The 17152-nt window shown below is 68.0% G+C and carries 18 protein-coding genes; 12 read left to right on the forward strand and 6 right to left on the reverse strand.

All coding sequences use genetic code 11. The features are described from left to right. The first annotated feature begins 1 nt into the window (after position 1). Genes AB3147_RS00220 through AB3147_RS00245 form a run of 6 tightly spaced genes read left to right on the forward strand, consistent with a single transcriptional unit; the run spans position 2 to position 5249 of the window. Positions 2-802 (forward strand): ABC transporter permease, encoded by an 801-nt coding sequence (locus AB3147_RS00220; protein ID WP_105236818.1) that lies wholly within the window; start codon positions 2-4, stop codon positions 800-802. Next, positions 802-1959: an NAD(P)/FAD-dependent oxidoreductase gene (locus AB3147_RS00225; RefSeq protein WP_218342445.1), complete on the forward strand. Its 1158-nt coding sequence runs from the start codon at positions 802-804 to the stop codon at positions 1957-1959. The genes AB3147_RS00220 and AB3147_RS00225 overlap by 1 nt, the downstream gene beginning before the upstream one ends. Further along, a complete protein-coding gene (locus AB3147_RS00230) occupies positions 1943-2251 on the forward strand; it encodes a (2Fe-2S)-binding protein (RefSeq protein WP_239216339.1) in 309 nt (102 codons plus the stop codon). The genes AB3147_RS00225 and AB3147_RS00230 overlap by 17 nt, the downstream gene beginning before the upstream one ends. Beyond that, positions 2248-3690: an FAD/NAD(P)-dependent oxidoreductase gene (locus tag AB3147_RS00235; protein ID WP_239216337.1), complete on the forward strand. Its 1443-nt coding sequence runs from the start codon at positions 2248-2250 to the stop codon at positions 3688-3690. The genes AB3147_RS00230 and AB3147_RS00235 overlap by 4 nt, the downstream gene beginning before the upstream one ends. 12 nt (positions 3691-3702) lie before the next feature. Beyond that, positions 3703-4866, forward strand: a complete 1164-nt coding sequence (locus AB3147_RS00240) for an NAD(P)/FAD-dependent oxidoreductase (protein ID WP_367351185.1) — start codon at positions 3703-3705, stop codon at positions 4864-4866. Beyond that, positions 4863-5249 carry a RidA family protein gene (locus AB3147_RS00245; protein WP_175136975.1) on the forward strand — a complete coding sequence of 129 codons (387 nt, stop codon included), beginning with the start codon at positions 4863-4865 and terminating at the stop codon, positions 5247-5249. The genes AB3147_RS00240 and AB3147_RS00245 overlap by 4 nt, the downstream gene beginning before the upstream one ends. On the opposite strand, the gene AB3147_RS00250 is transcribed toward AB3147_RS00245, so the two are convergent. From AB3147_RS00250 to AB3147_RS00270, 5 genes are all read right to left on the reverse strand, one after another. Continuing rightward, positions 5224-6504 carry an amidohydrolase family protein gene (locus AB3147_RS00250; RefSeq protein ID WP_367351186.1) on the reverse strand — a complete coding sequence of 427 codons (1281 nt, stop codon included), beginning with the start codon at positions 6502-6504 and terminating at the stop codon, positions 5224-5226. The genes AB3147_RS00245 and AB3147_RS00250 overlap by 26 nt on opposite strands. Before the next feature lie 61 nt (positions 6505-6565). Further along, positions 6566-7516, reverse strand: a complete 951-nt coding sequence (locus AB3147_RS00255) for an ABC transporter permease (protein ID WP_056565907.1) — start codon at positions 7514-7516, stop codon at positions 6566-6568. Between the two features lie 10 nt (positions 7517-7526). Further along, complete coding sequence (locus tag AB3147_RS00260) at positions 7527-8600, reverse strand: ABC transporter permease (RefSeq protein WP_063953565.1); 1074 nt, start codon at positions 8598-8600, stop codon at positions 7527-7529. Positions 8601-8645: 45 nt separating this feature from the next. After that, positions 8646-10175, reverse strand: coding sequence for an ABC transporter ATP-binding protein (locus tag AB3147_RS00265; protein WP_175185493.1), 1530 nt, complete (start codon positions 10173-10175; stop codon positions 8646-8648). Beyond that, positions 10172-11203: a BMP family protein gene (locus AB3147_RS00270; protein WP_291383030.1), complete on the reverse strand. Its 1032-nt coding sequence runs from the start codon at positions 11201-11203 to the stop codon at positions 10172-10174. Before AB3147_RS00270 ends, AB3147_RS00265 begins: the two co-directional genes overlap by 4 nt. Before the next feature lie 462 nt (positions 11204-11665). Between AB3147_RS00270 and AB3147_RS00275 the strand changes: the two genes are divergently transcribed. From AB3147_RS00275 to AB3147_RS00300, 6 genes are all read left to right on the forward strand, one after another. After that, the gene (locus tag AB3147_RS00275; protein ID WP_175136979.1) at positions 11666-12580 is read left to right on the forward strand and encodes a DedA family protein/thiosulfate sulfurtransferase GlpE; all 915 of its coding nucleotides are present in this window, start codon (positions 11666-11668) and stop codon (positions 12578-12580) included. Positions 12581-12754: 174 nt separating this feature from the next. Continuing rightward, the gene (gene panE, locus AB3147_RS00280; protein WP_175185496.1) at positions 12755-13681 is read left to right on the forward strand and encodes a 2-dehydropantoate 2-reductase; all 927 of its coding nucleotides are present in this window, start codon (positions 12755-12757) and stop codon (positions 13679-13681) included. A 259-nt stretch (positions 13682-13940) separates the two neighbouring features. Further along, a complete protein-coding gene (locus AB3147_RS00285) occupies positions 13941-14552 on the forward strand; it encodes an NAD(P)-dependent oxidoreductase (protein ID WP_175136981.1) in 612 nt (203 codons plus the stop codon). 63 nt (positions 14553-14615) lie between these two features. Further along, positions 14616-15074, forward strand: coding sequence for a nuclear transport factor 2 family protein (locus AB3147_RS00290; RefSeq protein WP_175125834.1), 459 nt, complete (start codon positions 14616-14618; stop codon positions 15072-15074). Then, positions 15075-15644, forward strand: coding sequence for a flavin reductase family protein (locus tag AB3147_RS00295; RefSeq protein ID WP_239216327.1), 570 nt, complete (start codon positions 15075-15077; stop codon positions 15642-15644). 5 nt (positions 15645-15649) lie between these two features. Further along, positions 15650-16153 (forward strand): nucleoside 2-deoxyribosyltransferase, encoded by a 504-nt coding sequence (locus tag AB3147_RS00300; RefSeq protein ID WP_367351187.1) that lies wholly within the window; start codon positions 15650-15652, stop codon positions 16151-16153. Positions 16154-16162: 9 nt separating this feature from the next. Here AB3147_RS00300 and AB3147_RS00305 read toward each other — a convergent pair whose 3' ends face one another. Continuing rightward, positions 16163-16912: a TetR/AcrR family transcriptional regulator gene (locus tag AB3147_RS00305; protein WP_367351188.1), complete on the reverse strand. Its 750-nt coding sequence runs from the start codon at positions 16910-16912 to the stop codon at positions 16163-16165. Positions 16913-17152 lie beyond the last annotated feature (240 nt).

A 17152-nucleotide genomic window follows, 5' to 3' on the forward strand; every position in this document is an offset into this window, starting at 1 on the left:
CATGCAATTTCGCAACGGCCCCATCGGCCTCGTCTTCCACACGCTGTTCATCCTTTTCATCCTGGCGCCCATCGTCATGGTGTGCGCGGTGGCGTTTACGTCCGAAGGCTTCATCTCGCTGCCGTCCGGCGGGCTGTCGCTGCGCTGGTTCCGCGCCATCCTGGACAACCCGCGCTTTGTCGATGCATTCTGGTTCAGCCTGGGCCTGGGCACGCTGTCGGCCACGCTTGCCATTGCACTGGCCGTGCCCAGCGCGCTGGCCATCGCGCGCAACCGCTTCCCGGGCCGAGAGGCGCTGGTGGCGTTCTTTCTGTCGCCCCTGATGATTCCGCATGTGGTGCTGGGCCTGGCGTTCCTGAAGTTCTTCACCACCGTGGATCTGGCCGGCACGTATTTCGGCCTGGTGGTGGCGCACGTGATCCTGGTCATGCCGTACGCGCTGCGGCTGGTGCTGGCGTCGGCGGCGGGCATCGACCCGGCGCTGGAGCGGGCGGCGCAATCGCTGGGCGCGTCCAACTGGACGGCCTTCCGCCGCGTGGTGCTGCCGCTGCTGTTGCCGGGCGTGGTGAGCGGCTGGGTGATCGCGTTCATCACCAGCTTCGATGAGCTGACGATGTCGATCTTCATCGCCTCGCCGTCCACCACCACGCTGCCGGTCCGGATCTTCCTGCATATCGAAGACACCATCGACCCGCTGGTGACAGCCGTGTCGGCGGTGCTGATCTACGTAACCATCATTGCCATATTCATCCTGGACCGCGCCGTCGGTCTGGAGAAGCTGTTTGTAGGAAAGGGACGCTGATGACGGACGAGAAAGAACTGGCGCCGCGCGCGCCCGTGCACCGCGGCATCTACGATGCGGTGGTGATCGGGGGCGGGTTGGTCGGGTCGGCCGTGGCCTACGGGCTGCGGCGCGAACTGGACCACGTGGCCGTGCTGGACGAGGGTGACGTGGCCTACCGGGCCTCGCGCGGGAACTTCGGGCTGGTGTGGGTGCAGAGCAAGGGGATGGGGCTGCCGCGCTATGGCGTGTGGACCATGACCTCGGCCAAGGGTTGGCCGCAACTTGCTGCCCTGCTGCAGGAAGAGACCGGGGTCGACGTGCATCTGGAGCAGCGCGGCGGCCTGCATGCGCTCTTGAGCGACGAAGAGGTCGAGGCGCGCACGCGCTTCATGACCACGCTGCTCGCGCAGCCGGGCATGGCGCAGTACGACTGGAAGATGCTGGACCGCGCCGAAGTCGCGGATCTGGTGCCGGGCATCGGCCCGGAAGTGCGCGGCGCGACGTGGACGCCGGTGGACGGCATTGCGAATCCGCTGAAGCTCCTGCGCGCGTTGCACATGAGTTTTGCACAGCGGGTTGTGGATTACCTGCCGCAGCGGCCGGCGCAGAGTATCCGGCTGCGTGACGGCGTGTTCGATATCGCGACCCCCAGCGGCACGGTGCGCGCGCACAAGGTGGTGCTGGCCTCGGGGCTGTCCAACAAGCAGCTGGGCGAACAGGTGGGACTGGACGTGCCGGTGCGTCCGCAGCGCGGCCAGATCGTCGTGCTGGAGCGCACACGCCGCATGCTGGAAACCCCCTTGTCCACGCTGCGCCAGACCGATGAAGGCACCTGGCTGATCGGCGATTCGCAGGAAGAGGCCGGCTATGTGGACAACCTGGTGGGCCTGCCGATCCTCGGCACGCTGGCCGACCGCGCGGTGCGCACGTTGCCCGCGCTGCGCGATGTGCGCGTGGTGCGCAGCTGGGCGGCGCTGCGCGTCATGTCCAAGGACGGCTTTCCGATCTATCAGCAATCCGAAACGTGTCCGGGGGCGTTCGTCGCCACCTGTCACAGCGGCGTGACGCTTGCCGCCGCACACGCGCTCAATCTGGCGCCCATGATCGCCGCCGGCAGCCTGGCCGACGACATGGCGCCCTTCTCGACCCGGAGGTTTCATGTTCAAGCGGCTTGACGAGGCGCAGCGGCAGGCGCAGGGCGCGCCGGTGCGGGTAACGGTGAATGGGGCCGAGATGCTGTGCCGTCAGGGCGACAGCGTCGCTGCCGCCTTGTTTGCGGGTGGCGTGCAGGCCTGTCGCGATACGGCGGTCAACGAGGTGCCGCGCGGGCCGTACTGCATGATGGGCGTCTGCTACGACTGCCTGGTCACCATCGATGGGCAAGCGAACCAGCAGGGCTGCATGACGCCCGTGCGGGATGGAATGAAGATCGAGCGCCAGTTGGGTGCGCGCAAGGTGCAGGCATGATCGACACGACGCAATGCGATTTGCTGGTGGTGGGCGCAGGCCCGGCAGGTCTCGCCGCCGCAACGCTGGCCGCGAACCTGGGCGTGAACACCGTGCTGCTGGACGAGCAGCCCGCGCCGGGCGGCCAGATCTACCGCGCCATCACCACCACGCCGGTCACCGATCGCGGCATCCTGGGCGAAGACTACTGGCACGGCGCCACGCTGGTGCCGCCGTTTCAGCAGTCCGGCGCGCGCTACGTGCCGGGCGCGACGGTGTGGGCCGTGGCCCAGCGCACCGCGCCCGAATCAGCGGAAGGCTTCGAGGTGGCGTATTCGGTCGCGGGCGAAGCGCGCATCGTGCACGCGCGCCGCCTGCTGCTGGCCACCGGCGCGCAGGAGCGGCCGTTTCCGATTCCGGGCTGGACGCTGCCGGGCGTCATCACGGCGGGCGCCGCGCAGATCCTCTTGAAGTCTTCTGGGGTGGTGCCGTCCGATCGCACTGTGCTGGCCGGTTGCGGACCGCTGCTGTACCTGGTGGCCTGGCAATACCTGAATGCAGGCGTGAAGGTGGACGCGCTGCTGGAAACCACGCCGCCCGGCCGCCTGGGCCAGGCGCTGCCCAAAGTCTGGGGATTTCTGCGCTCGCCGTACCTGGGCAAGGGGCTGAAGCTGCTGCGCGCGGTCAAGGCCGCCGTGCCCATCGTCAAGGGCGTGACCGCGCTGGAAGCGCTGGGCGACGGCAAGCTGCAAAGCGTGCGCTACACGGCCGGCGGCGTCACCAAGACGCTGCCCGCCGATCAGCTGATGCTGCATCAGGGCGTGGTGCCCAACGTGAACCTGTCGCGCGCCGTGGGCGTGGCGCATCGCTGGAACGACGCGCTGGACTGTTGGGAGCCGGAGGTCGACGAGTGGGGCACAACGGCGGTGGACGGCATCGGCATGGCTGGCGACGGCGCGGGCATCGCGGGCGCGGTGGCGGCCGAGCACCGTGGCCGGCTGGCCGCGTTGCAGGCCGCGCATCTGCTGGGCCGCATCGACGCGCGCAAGCGCGACAGCGAGGCCGCCGTGCCGCGCGAGGCGCTGGCGCGGGCCGTGCGGGGCCGCGAGTTCTTCGACACGCTCTACAAGGCCCCTGAAGCGTTCCGGCGCCCCACCGGCGACACCATCGTGTGCCGCTGCGAGGAAGTCACCGCCGCGCAGGTGCGAGAGACCGTCAAGCTGGGATGCAGCGGTCCGAACCAGATGAAGGCCTTCCTGCGCTGTGGCATGGGACCCTGCCAGGGCCGCTTCTGCGGCCTGACGGTGGCCGAGATCATCGCCGAGGAACGCGGCGTGCCGACCGAGGAAGTGGGCTACTACCGGCTGCGTTTCCCGACCAAGCCGCTCACGCTGGGCGAACTGGCTTCATTGCCCCAGACCGACGATTCGCGTCAGGCCGTCGTCCGCCTGAAGAAATGACGGGTGGACGCCATGACCGTTCAAACGCGGGCGGCTGAAGTCATCATCATCGGCGGCGGGCTGCACGGCAGCTCGGCCGCGTTGCATCTGGCGCGCGCCGGCGTGCGCGCGCTGGTCATCGAGAAGAACTACGTGGGGCGGCACGCCTCCGGCGTCAACGCGGGCGGTGTGCGCACGCTGTCGCGCCATCTGGCCGAGGTGCCGCTGGCGCTGGCTTCGCGCGAGCTCTGGTATCGCATCGGCGAGCTGGTGGACGACGACTGCGGCTTTGAGCAGCACGGGCAGGTGCGTGTGGCCGAGAACGAGGCGGATGCCGAGACGCTACGGGCTCGGCTCAAGACCATGACGGACCATGGCTACACGCACGAGCAGTGGATAAGCCGCGAAGACCTGCTGGACCTGATTCCTGCGATTGCGCCGACGGTGCAAGGCGGCCTGATCGCGCGCGAGGACGCGGCGGCCGATCCCTACCGCACCACCCTCGCCTTTCGCATGAAGGCCGCGAGTCTGGGCGCGCAGTTCCTCGAAGGCGTGCGCGTGCACAGCGTGGCGCGGCACGACGGGCAGTGGCGCGTGGAGACGGACGCCGGCGTGTACACCGCGCCGCAGGTGCTGAACTGCGCGGGCGCGTGGGCCGACCGCATCGCCGCGCAATGGGGCGAGCCGGTGCCGCTGTTGCCCATCAGTCCCATGATGCTCGTCACGCTGCGCATGGACCACTTCCTGGATCCCGTGGTGCTGGGCACCGGCCGCGCGCTGTCGTTCAAGCAGCGCACCAACGGCACGGTGCTGATCGGCGGCGGCCGTCGCGCGTGGGTGGACCGCGATGCCGAATGGACCGAGCTGGATTTCCGCTCGCTGGCCGAAGGCGCGCGCACGGTGGTCGACCTGTTTCCGCACATGCGCGATGCGATCGTGAACCGGGGCTGGGCGGGAATCGAAGCGGCCATGCCCGACGAGATTCCCGTGATCGGCCGCAGCAGCCGGCACGAGACGGCCTTTCACGCGTTCGGGTTTTCAGCGCACGGCTTTGAGCTCGGGCCCATCGTCGGCCGCATCATGGCCGACCTGATCACGACCGGCGCGACGGACCTGCCGATCGCCCCATTCCGGATCGAACGTTTCTCGGATGCCGGCCTGGCATCCGGTTCATCCACCAAGGAGCAACACCAATGAACGATATCGTGCGCAAGGAAACGAACGAGCGCCTGTCCCGCATCGTGATTCACGGCGACACCGTGTATGTGGCGGGCGTGACCTCGAATGCGGAAGGCGGCATCGCCGCGCAGACCCGCGACGTGCTGGCCAAGATCGACGGCTATCTGAAGCAGGCGGGCACGGACAAGTCGCGCCTGTTGACGGTGCAGATCTGGCTCAAGGACATCGAGCGCGACTTTGCCGGCATGAATGCGGTGTGGGCGGAATGGGCGCTGCCGAAGGCAATGCCCACCCGCGCCACGTGCGAGGCCAAGCTGGCCTCGCCTGATCTGCTGGTGGAGATCATCGTGACGGCCGCCGCGCGGCCGGCGTACGTCAGCGGGCCGACGTCTGAAAGCTGACTTCGCCGGGGCGGCCCGGCAGGTTCAACGTGGCGGTGGCGGGCGGCGTGGTCGCCACCACCTTGCCGGCGCGTAGCACCATCAGGCGCGTGGCGCGCAGGCGCAAGGCCTCGACGGCGTCGCGCGCCTGCAGCAGCACCAGGTCGGCGCGCTTGCCGACTTCCAGGCCCGTCTCGTCCAGGCCAAGAATCCTGGCAGGCGTGGTGGTGATCGCTTCGAAACAGGCGCGCATGGCGTCCTGTCCCGTCATCTGGCCGACGTGCAGGCCCATGTGCGCAACTTCCAGCATGTCGCCGGAACCCAGGCTGTACCACGGGTCCATCACGCAGTCGTGGCCGAAGGCGACCGGCACGCCCGCCGCCATCAGTTCCGGCACGCGCGTCATGCCGCGGCGCTTGGGGTACGTGTCGTGGCGGCCCTGCAGCGTGATGTTGATCAGCGGATTCGCAATCGCGGAGACGCCTGCCTCGCGAATCAGCGGGATCAGCTTGGACACGTAGTAGTTGTCCATCGAGTGCATGGACGTCAGGTGCGAACCCGTCACGCGGCCGTGCAGGCCCAGGCGCTGCGTGTGGTATGCCAGCGTCTCGATGTGGCGTGACAGCGGATCATCGCTTTCGTCGCAGTGCATGTCCACGCGCAGGCCGCGCTCGGCCGCCAGTTCACACAGGATGCGCACGGATTCGGCGCCGTCCTGCATGGTGCGTTCGAAGTGCGGAATGCCGCCCACCACGTCCACGCCCATGTCCAGCGCGCGTTTCAGGTTGTCCAGCGCGCCGGGCGCGCGCAGCACGCCGTCCTGCGGGAAGGCAACGAGCTGCAGGTCCAGGTAGGGTTTGACCTTCTCGCGCACGTGCAGCAGCGCTTCGGTCGCCAGCAGGCGCGGATCACAGACGTCCACGTGCGAGCGGATCGCCAGCAGCCCGCGCGCCACGGCCCAGTCGCAATAGGCCAGTGCGCGTTCCACCAGCGCTTCCTGCGTCAGCAGCGGTTTGAGTTCGCCCCACAGCGCGATGCCCTCGAGCAGCGTGCCCGACTGGTTCACGCGCGGCAGTCCGAAGGACAGCGTGGAATCCATGTGGAAATGCGCGTCGACAAAGGGCGAGGTCACCAGCTGGCCAGCGGCGTCCACGGTCTGCGCGGCCTCGGCCTTCAACGCCGGTTCCAGCGCGGTGATGCGGCCGTCGGCCACGCCGATGTCGATGTTCGTGCGGCCGTCGGGCAGCGTGCAGTTCTTGATGATCAGATCGAGCATGCGAATTCCTTGCGAAAACATTCAGTTGCTGCATTCCTGTCGCGCAGCGCCTCGGGGGCGATCACCGTTCGCCCTTGCGGTAGGGCTTCATCAAGGCCTGCGGGTAGGCGGCGCGGCGCGCCATGAACACCAGGGCCAGGATGGACAGGATATAAGGCAGCATCAGGTACACCTGATACGGCAGTTCGGGCAGGCCCGGCAGCGCCGCGCCGCCCTGCTGCAGGCGCAACTGCAGCGCATCGAAGAAGGCGAAGATCAGCGCGCCCAGCAGCGCCTTGCCCGGCCGCCACGACGCAAACACCACCAGCGCCACGCAGACCCAGCCGCGGCCGTTGACCATGTTGAAGAAGAACGCATTGAACGCGGCCAGCGTCAGGAAGCTGCCGGCCACGCCCATCAGCGCCGATCCGGCCACGATAGCGCCGATACGCAGGCGCGTCACGGACAGACCCTGGCCTTCGGCGGCGGCGGGGTTCTCGCCCACCATGCGCACGGCCAGTCCCACGGGGGTGCGGTTCAGCACCCATGCAAGAATCGGCACCGCGGCCAACGCGATCAGCGTCATCGGCGTCTGCCCGGCCAGCACGGGGCCGATCAGCGGAATGCCGTCCAGGAACTTCATTTCGGCAAACGGCGTGATGGTCGGCGGCGTGGACACGCTGGGGAACGTGACGCGGTAAGCGAAGTAACTCACGCTGGTCGCAAGCAGCGTCACGCCCAGGCCCGACACGTGCTGCGACAGGCCCAGCGGAACTGTCAGCACCGCGTGCAGCAGGCCGAACACGGCGCCGGCCAGCGCGGCCGCCAGCACGCCCACGTACAGCGGCGCGCCCAGGTAGACGACCAGCCAGCCCGTGAAGGCGCCGGCCACCATGATGCCTTCGATGCCCAGGTTCAGCACCCCGGCGCGCTCGCACAGCAGCACGCCCAGCGTGCCCAGTATCAGCGGCGTGGCCAGGCGCAGCACGGCCACCCAGAAGGCCGAGGAACTCATCAGATCCATCCATTCCATGGCGTGCTCCTCAAGCCTTGTTGCGGCGCAGGCGGTACTGCGCGAATAGCGTCGCGACCAGCATGGCGAGCAACGAGGTGGCGACGATGACGTCGGCGATGTAGTTGGGCACGGCGATGGCGCGGCTCATGCTGTCGGCGCCCACCAGCATGCCGGCCACGAAGATGCTGGCCAGGATCACGCCCAGCGGATGCAGGCCAGCCAGCATGGCGACGACGACACCCGTGTAGCCGTAGCCCGGCGACATATCCAGCGTGACGTAGCTGGTGCGGCCCGCCACTTCAATGGCGCCGGCCAGACCCGCCAGCGCGCCGGACAGCATGGCGGTGCCGAGCATCACGCGGTTCACCGGCAGGCCCAGAAAGCGCGAGGCGTGGGCGTTGGCGCCCACCGCGCGCATCTGGAAACCGAAGACGGTGTAGCGGTTCAGCAGCCACAGCCCCAGCGCCAGGCCCGCGGCCCACAAGAGGCCCGTGTGGGCGCGTGTGCGTTCGATGAGCTTGCCCAGTTCCAGGTCGCCGTTCAGCGCCACCGACTGCGGCCAGCCCATCGCCATCGGGTCCTTCATCGGGCCGTCCAGCATCATCGACACGAACAGCAGCACGATGAAGTTGCCGAGCAGCGTGGTCACGACCTCGTCGACACCAAGGCGGGTTTTCATGATGGCCGGAATCAGCAGCAGCAAGGCGCCGGCCAGCGCGGCCGCCAGCATCATGCCGCCGAACAGCACCGGCACCGGTAGGTCAAAGCCCGTGCCGTCATGCAGGCCGCCCACGGCCACCGCCGCCAGCGCGCCTAGATAGAGCTGCCCTTCGGCGCCGATGTTGTAGAAGCGCGCGCGGAACGCCACGGCACAGGCCAGGCCGGTCAGCATCAGCGGCGTGGCGCGCGTCAGGGTTTCGGACAGCGCGAAGCGTGTGCCGAATGCGCCTTCGAACAGCAGGGCGTAGGTGCGGCCGACGGGGGCGCCGGCCCAGGCCACCAGCAGCGTGCAGACCGCCAGCGTGAAGAGGATGGCCGCAATCGGCGCAAGCGCCAGCGCAAGGCGGCTGGGCTCGGGGCGGCGTTCCAGGATCAGTTTCATGTGATGCTCAATAGTGAAGAAAGCCAGGCGTGACGGTGCAGACCGTCATGCCCGGGTTCCCGTCATGGCCAGGCCGACGGTGGCGGGCGTCCACTCGGCGACCGGCTTGATCGCGACCAGCTTGCCGCCGCACAGCACGGCGATGCGGTCGGCCAGCGCGAAGATCTCTTCCAGGTCTTCGGACACCAGCAGCACGCCAGCGCCGCGCGCGCGGGCGGCCAGCAGCTGCTCGCGCACGTAGGCCACGGCGCCGATGTCCAGGCCCCACGTCGGCTGGTCGGCCACGATGAAGCGCGGCTCGCGCGCCAGCGTGCGGCCCAGGATCAGCTTCTGCATGTTGCCGCCCGACAGGCTGCGCGTGCGCACGTCCAGCGAGGCGGCGCGCACGTCGAACTGCTTGGCCAGCGAGGCCGCGTAGGCCTTGCCGGCGCGGGCGCGGATCAGGCCGTGACGCGCAAAGCGCTTGTCCTTCAGGTCTTCGACGATGGCGTTTTCCCACAAGGGGCTGTCGCCGATCATGCCTTCGCCGTGGCGGTCTTCCGGAATGCGGCCCACGCGCGCGGCCGTCCAGCCGGCGGGTGTCGTGGGCGCGGCGGCGTGTTCCGGACCCAGCCGGATCGTGCCGTCCGAGGGCTGGCGCAGGCCGGTCAGCACCGACACCAGCGCCTGCTGGCCGTTGCCGGCCACACCGGCGATGGCCACGATTTCATGCGTGTGGACCACGAGGTCCAGGCTGTCCAGGCGCGGCGCGCCGTCGCGGCTGTCGCGCACGGTGACCTGCGACAAGGTGACCACGGGCGCAGCCTGCTCGGCGGCAGTCGCGGCCTCGGCGCGCGGCATGACCACCTTGCGGCCCACCATCAGTTCGGCCAGCTCCGCGGGGTTGGTGCCCGCGGTGTCGCGTTCCGCCACCAGCTTGCCTTGCCGCAGCACCGCCACGCGGCGCGACACGGCCATCACTTCGTCCAGCTTGTGCGAAATGAAGATGACCGCCAGGCCTTCGTCGACAAAGCCGCGCAGCGTCGCGAACAGGTCCTGCACTTCCTGCGGCGTGAGGACCGCGGTGGGTTCGTCCAGGATCAGCACGCGGGCGCCGCGGTACAGCGCCTTCAGGATCTCGACGCGCTGCTTTTCACCGACTGACAGCGTGCCCACGCGCGCATCCGGGTCCACGCCCAGGCCGAAGCGCTGGCCGAGTTCCACGAGGCGCTTGCGGGCCTGGCCGCGGCCCGAGGCCAGCTTCCAGAGCGATTCGGTGCCCACCATGATGTTGTCCAGCACGGTGAGGTTGTCGGCCAGCGTGAAGTGCTGATGCACCATGCCGACGCCCGCCGCCAGCGCGGCATCGGGCCGGCCGGCGGGCAAGGGTTTGCCGAAGACTTCGATACTGCCGGCGTCGGCCACATAGTGGCCGAACAGGATCGACACCAGGGTCGATTTGCCGGCGCCGTTCTCGCCCAGCAAGGCCAACACTTCGCCCTGGCGGAGCGTCAGCGAGACATCGTCGTTGGCCGTGAGGCTGCCGAAGCGTTTGGTGATCCCCGTCAGTTGCAGGGCGAGAGGCGCTTGGTTCATCGTGCCGAGGACTTGGGTTCTTTGTCGTTGACCTTCACGGTGAAGCTGCCGTCCAGGATGGCTTTTTCCTTGGCCTGGACCTTGGCGATCAGGTCGGCGGGGACCTTCTGCTCGAAGGTGCCCAGCGGCGCGAGCGACGAGCCCTTGTGCTTCATCAGCGAATACTGGCCGAAGTCATCGGCCTTGAACGCGCCGGCCTTCACCTGCTTGAGGGCTTCTTCGATGGTCGGGATCATGCTCCACAGCGCCGAGGCCACCACCGTCTCGGGGTACTGCGGCTGCGTGTCGATCACGTTGCCGATGGCCAGCTTGCCGCGTTCCTTGGCCGCGTCCGACACGCCAAAGCGCTCGGCGTACAGCACGTCCGCGCCCTTGTCGATCATCGCGAAGGCGGCTTCCTTGGCCTTCGGGGGATCGAACCACGAGCCGATGAAGGTCACCGTGAATTCGGCCTTCGGGTTCACTTCCTTGACGCCTTCCATGAACGCGTTCATCAGGCGGTTCACTTCGGGGATGGGGTAGCCGCCCACCAGGCCGATCTTGCCGGTCTTGCTCATGCCGCCGGCGATCATGCCGGTCAGGTAGGCCGGTTCCTGGATGTAGTTGTCGAACACCGAGAAGTTGGGCTGCTGCGGCTTGCCCGACGAACCCATCAGGAAGGCGGTCTGCGGATAGTCCTTGGCGACCTTGCGGGCCGCGGCTTCAACCGCGAAGGCTTCGCCCACGATCAGCTTGTTGCCCTGCTCGGCGTACTGGCGCAGCACGCGCTCGTAGTCGGCGTTGGTGACGTTTTCCGAGAACGTGTAGTCGATTTCGCCGCGGTCGCGCGCGGCGGACAGCGCGATGTGGATGCGCGACACCCATTGCTGTTCGACCGGCACCGTGTAGACGGCGGCGACCTTGATCTTGGCGGGCGCCTGCGCCAGGGCCGCGCCCGAGAACAGCAGCGCGCCGGCGGCCGCTGCGGCCAGCTTGAGCAGGCCGCGGCGGGCGATGCCGCCGGCGGACGAAAGGGAAAGGGATTTCATGCAGGTGACTCCTACGCGGGGAAGGACAGGAAATGGAGGGATGGGGGGATGCCGCCCGCCGCACGGAGGCCGCTGCCGCCGGCAGTCGTGCCGGGCAGATCGTGCGTGAACGGGGGCGTGGGATCGGTCATCGGATGGGAGCGCCAGGCGGCGCACCCGGCCAAATGGTCGAGTTCTCAGCCTGTCCTGGCGAAGCAATATGTATGCCACGGGGCGTTCCCGCGACGAGGCGGGGAAACCTGATGGCCGGGCAGGATTATAGGCACCCTCGCGGGGAAGCGTGGCACCAGTTTGGTGCGTGGTGTCCCGATGGATGGACACCGGCGGGTCGTGCGACGCACTGCAATGGAACGCAGTGTTGCCGCGCGGACGGCAGGGTCTATGCCCCAAGCGCGAGGCCGCGCGCCTAAAATTGCGCGCATGAGCCGCGCCCGCGCCGCGCGCGGCAAGCTGGAAACCCCAATGCAAGATATTCAATTGCTGCTCGAACAGTATGGCGGGTGGCTCGTGTTCGCCAACGTCCTCATCGAGCAAGCCGGTCTGCCGGTGCCCGCCTACCCCATGATGATCGCCGCCGGCGCGCTGGCCGGCGCTGCCGGCTGGCTCGTGCCGCTGCTGGCCGCAACGGCCGCGTGTCTCATCGCCGACAGCCTGTGGTACTGGGCGGGAAGGCGCTACGGGTCGCGTCTGCTGGGCGTGGTCTGCAAGCTGTCGTTGTCGCAGGACTCGTGCATCCGGCAGACGCAGCGGCTGTACCTGCGCATCGGCGTGCGCGCGCTGCTGGTGTGCAAGTTCCTGCCGGGCGCGGGCGCGCTGTCCACCGTCATGGCCGGGCTGACCAACACGCCTTACCGCCGCTTCTTCCTCTATGACCTGGCTGGCGCGCTGATCTGGGTGGGCTCGGCGCTGCTGCTCGGTGGCCTCTTCCACAGCGTCATCAACGACGTGCTGGACATCCTGGGCACCTACGGCCCGATGGGGCTGGCGGTGTTGGCGGCCGTGCTGGCGCTCTACATCGTGGCGCGCTTTCTGCGGCGCAAGATCCTGCTGCGCAGCCTGCGCGTCATTCCACGGCTATCGGTCGACGAATTGATGCAATGGCGCCAGGACGGCCGCGAGGCGCTGGTCTTCGACGTGCGGCCCGAGGCGCAGCGCGATGCCGCGCGCATTCCGGGCGCAGTGGCCGTGGACCTGAAGCAGCCATTGCCCGCGCTGGATCCCGGCGCGATCGATTCCGACATCGTGGTCTATTGCGCGTGCCCGAATGAAGTGTCCGCCGCGCTGCTCGCCTCGCGGCTGCGCGCGGCCGGCTACCGCAAGATCTGGGCATTGCGCGGCGGCTACGAGGCCTGGGCGGAACGCGAACAGCAGGCGTGAGGCGTCCAGGACAGCAAGCTTGGTGCGTCTTGGGCAGGTCCGACGCGTGGAGCCGCAAGCCTGAAGCGTCCAGCGCATGATCCATCGGCCGCCGCGCGTGCGCGGCTGCGTGGCCCGGGCGCATAATGCCCGCATTGGCCCGCGCCTGACGCGGGCAGCCAACAGGAGACAGGCATGCGGTTGTTGTTCTTGGGCGCCGGCGGCACCGGCGGATACTTTGGCGGACGCGCGGCGCAGGCCGGCGCGGACGTGACGTTCCTGGTGCGCGAGCCGCGCGCCGCGCGCATCCGCGAACACGGTTTGCGCATCCAGAGCCCGTTGGGCGACGCCACGCTGCACCCCAAACTGGTTACGCAGCAGACGCTGCAGGAAAGCTATGACGTCGTCGTGCTGTCCTGCAAGGCCTACGACCTGGACAGCGCCATCGAGGCCATCCGCCCCGCCGTGGGACCGGACACCGCCGTGCTGCCCATCATGAACGGCGTGCTTCAGTACGACGTGCTGGACCGCGAATTCGAACCGCATCGCGTGCTGGGCGGCCTGTGCCAGATCAACGCCACGCTCGGCCCCGAAGGCGAAGTCGTCCACCTGGGCAAGCACGCCAACCTGGTGTTCGGCGAACGCGCCGGTCCCGCCCGCAGCGAGCGCTGCGTGGCGCTGGAGCAGGCGCTGGCGGGCGGCGAATACGTCAGCCGCCTCAGCGAAAACATCTATCAGGACATCTGGGAAAAGTACGTCATGCTGACGACGCTGGCCGCAGCCACCTGCCTGATGCGCGGCTCGGTCGGCGAGATCGCGTCCACCGACGACGGCGTCGACATCCTGCTCGGTCTGCTGCAGGAATCGCAGGCGGTGGCCGCCGCCTCCGGCCACACCGTGCGGCCCGAGGCGGACGCCACCGTGCGCAAGCTGCTGTCGGACCGCACGCAGCCCATGACGGCCTCCATGTTCCGCGACCTGCGCCAGGGCCTGCCCGTCGAGGCCGACCACATCGTCGGCGACATGGTCCGCCGTGCCCGCACGCTGGGCGTGGACGCGACTTACCTGCGCGTGGCTTATTCGCATCTGCAGGTCTATCAGGCGCAACGCGCCGCCCGCTGATCGCGGGGGCGGCCCCTGTTCAAGCGGGGTCGCCGGGCGCACACTGATCGGGCGTGCCGCTGCTGCGTGCACGCCCGGTCAAACCCCAGCCGCCCGCCGCCATCCAGCGCATTGGTGCATGGATTGCAAAGAACTCTTCCTGTTTGACGGGTTTTTCGTTCGGATTTGACCGAATAGTATGGCTTTGCCTTGAGCCGGAGCCTGTTCCGCCGCAATCGTGCGGCGCCTGTTCCCGGCCCATCCTTCCAGGAGCAAGACCATGAAAATCGCATTGATCGGCATTACCGGGCGCGTGGGTTCGCGCGTGGCAGACGAATTGCTCAAGCGCGGCCATCAAGTGACGGGCATCGCCCGTACCCAAGGCGAAGTGAACGAGCAGCCGGGCCTGACCGTCCGCCAGGGCGACGCCACCGATCCCGAAGGCCTGACCCCCATCCTGGCCGGCCACGACGCCGTCATCAGCGCCACGCGCTTCGTGTCCGCCGACGCCAAGCCGCTGCTGGCCGCCGTCAAGAACGCCGGCGTGCCGCGTCTGCTGGTGGTGGGCGGCGCCGGCAGCCTGCTGGTCGCACCCGGCAAGATGCTGATCGACACCCCCGAATTCCCCGATGCCTACAAGCCCGAGGCCCGCGCGGGCGTCGTGTTCCTGGATACGCTGCGCCAGGAAAAGGTGCTGAACTGGACCTTCCTGTCGCCCTCGGCCCTGTTCGAACCCGGCGAGCGCACCGGCACGTTCCGCGTGGGCGACGACCATCTGCTGGCCGACGACGACGGCAAGAGCTGGATTTCGATGGAAGACTACGCGATCGCCCTGGCCGACGAGATCGAGACGCCCCAGCATTCGCGCCGCCGTTATACCGTCGGATACTGATCCTCGGACGCGTTTGTTTGTAAACTGGCAGGCCGCCAATCGGCGTCATCTGAGTAGTCCTGTATGCGTAAGAAGTGGAAATCCTTGGCCGCCTGCCTGCTGGTCGCCGCCAGTTGCGTGGCAACTGCGCCGGCGCTTGCCGCCGCGCCGCAATCGAACAAGGAAATCGCCGTCGCGTTCTTCCGCATGATGTTCCAGGACCGCGACGTCGACGAGGCGGTCCGCCTGTATGTCGGCCCGAACTACACGCAGCACAATCCGTACATGCAGGACGGCGTCGGGCCGATGGTCGATTTTTTCCCGCGCTATTTTGAGCAGCATCCGCAGGCCATCGTCGAGATCAAGCGCGTCATCGCCGAGGGCGATCTCGTCATGATCCACAACCTGTGGCGCGATTCGCCGGAAGACCGCGGCCAGGCCGTGGTCGACATCTTCCGCGTCCAGGACGGCAAGATTGTCGAACACTGGGACGTCAGCCAGGAAATCCCCGAGAATCCCGCCAACAAGAACGGCATGTTCTAGGTGTCCATGATCGAACCCGTTGACCTGCCCCGCGCCTATCTCCTTCTGAACCACGGCCCGACCGTGCTGGTCACCAGCGCGCACGGCGATGCCCGCAACGTGATGGCCGCGGCGTGGGCCATGCCGCTGGACTTCAGTCCGCCCAAGATGCTGGTCGTGGTCGACAAGAACACCTGGACGCGCGAACTCATCGAAGCGTCGGGCGAGTTCGCGCTGTGCATTCCGTCGCGGGCGCAAGCGCGCGCCACGATGGTCGTGGGCTCGCAGTCCGGGCGCGACGACGACAAGTTCCATGCCAGCGGCCTGACGACGTTTCCCGCCAGCAAGATCGGCGCACCGCTCATCGAGGGTTGCCTGGGCTGGCTGGAATGCAAGGTCATTTCCGAACCGCACAACCAGCAGGCCTACGATCTCTTCATCGGCGAGGTCGTGGCCGCGTGGGCGGCGCCGGACGTGTTTTCCGGCAACCGCTGGCACTTTCCGGACGACGAGCGCCGGTCGGTGCACTACCTGGCCGGCGGTTCCTTCTTCGCCACCGGCGAAGCCTTCAACGTCGCCGATCCGGAGTAAGGGCCATGCGCAGTGTGTACCTGGCGGGTTTCGATGTCTTTCTGCCCGATGCCGTGGCACACGGCGAACGGCTCAAGACCCTGTGCGCCACCTACGGTTTCGAGGGCCTGTTCCCGCTGGACAACGCCGCGCCGCCAGCGCTGTCGGGGCAGGCGCTTGCAGAATGGATCTACCGCGCGAACGTCGCGCTGATCCGCCGTGCCGACATGGTGATGGCAAACCTGAATCCGTTTCGCGGCGCCGAGCCCGATTCGGGCACGGCCTTTGAAGTGGGCTACGCGATCGCCTGCGGCAAGCCCGTGTGGGGCTACACCAACCAGGCCGGCACGCTGATCGATCAGGTGGCGGTGGGGGCGGCGGCGGACGACGGTGCCTCGCGCATGGTCGACGCGCAAGGCCATACCGTCGAGGACTTCGGGCTGAATCTGAACCTGATGTTGGCGTGCAGCGCGCGCATCGTGACGGGCGGCCCGGCGGACTGCCTGGCCAGAATGGCGCGCGGCGCCTGAGTCCGGCGCCTAGGCGCGCGCCGGCTTCGCCTTTTTGGCGGCGCTGGCTGTCTTGATGGCTTTGGCCGGCTTGCCTGCGCTGACCGTCCTGGCCGCCTTCGGGGCAGCTTTGACAGCCTTGCTCATCTTGCCCGGCGCGGCGTTTCCAGACGCGCCCAGGTATCCCATGACCGCATCGACCACCGCGCCTTCCAACTGCTTGGGCGTGAAGCCCGCGGGCGGCTCGAGCGCGGCCGCGTGCACCAGCGACTCCATGATCCGCAACACCACGTAGGTAGCCAGATCCCGGTCTTGCTGCGCGACTTCTGCGCGGTGCAACTCCAGCAGGTGCCGCATGCGGCGGTGGATGTCCTGGTCCGCGCGGCTGTGCTCGTGCGGCTGGTCGAACAGCGGGAACTCCCTTTCCAGTACGCGGTGCAGCGCGGGCTCCAGCAGATGCGCGTGCAGCATGGCCTGCACGATCGCGCCCACGCGCTCGCGCAGCGTGGCCGCCGGGTTGCCGTTCAGCACGTCGTCGATCACGTCCAGCATCTGGTTGTCGTGCCGGTCATGCAGCGCGGCGATCAGCGCGTTCTTGTTGGGAAAGTATTGATAGAGCGAACCCACGCTCACGCCCGCCGTTTCCGCGATCAGATTCGTATTGGTGCCGGCATACCCGTGTGAGGCCAGAACCTGAGCCGTGGCCTGAAGAATGGTGTCGACGGTTTGCTGCGATCTGAGTTGGCGCGGTGATTTCCGGGGCTGGGGAATGGCGGTCATGAGTGAGGCAAAGGGCGAGAATCAAACGTGAGCAATGGCTCATTGAACTGGCGGCACGCGATGACAGGCCGGCCAATCGTGGTCGGGCGCCGCGGCCGCCAGGCGGCCATGGACCTGCATCGCTTCGCGCGAATTATGCCATCCGCTCGTGCCCGCGATCGGGGCGCGCGCACTCGTTCAAATGCTCGTTCAACAACTTACCCTGTCGACGCCGCCCGCGGCCAGCGCAGCCGCGGGTGC

Origin of the sequence: Achromobacter animicus (genome assembly GCF_040775605.1) — a bacterium.
GTDB classification, from domain to species: domain Bacteria; phylum Pseudomonadota; class Gammaproteobacteria; order Burkholderiales; family Burkholderiaceae_B; genus Achromobacter; species Achromobacter animicus.